Source organism: Pseudomonas viridiflava, from assembly GCF_900602065.1.
Taxonomy (GTDB): domain Bacteria; phylum Pseudomonadota; class Gammaproteobacteria; order Pseudomonadales; family Pseudomonadaceae; genus Aquipseudomonas.
This window is the reverse complement of record NZ_UWFN01000010.1, coordinates 1-303: the sequence shown is the minus strand read 5'-3', so window position 1 is coordinate 303 and position 303 is coordinate 1. Positions and strand designations below refer to the sequence as shown.

General features: G+C 59.1%; 1 protein-coding gene. It reads left to right on the top strand.

Annotated elements, in window-relative coordinates:
- Positions 1–26: 26 nt before the first annotated feature.
- The coding region (locus tag EE949_RS00050; RefSeq protein ID WP_206335681.1) for a PAS domain-containing protein at positions 27–303 on the top strand (277 nt) is incomplete at its 3' end.

Sequence of the window (303 nt, the reverse complement as noted above, 5' to 3'; positions counted from 1 at the left end):
CTGTCCAGCCGTTTCCCGCTCTTGAGCTGGAAAGCCGTCACGGGCTGGAACAGGCGTTTTCGCTTTTCAACCAGATGTCGGCACAATTGACCGATTCCTACGGACATCTGGAGGCACGCGTGACTGAACTCAAGGGTGAGCTGGCGCAGGCCGGTGTTCAGCGTCTTCAGGAGCTGGCAGAAAAAGAGCGCTTGGCCAACCGCCTGCAGAACCTGCTTGATTTGCTTCCGGGAGGCGTGATCGTCATCGACGGCATGGGTGTGGTCCGCGAGGCCAACCCTGCTGTAATCGATCTGCTGGGTC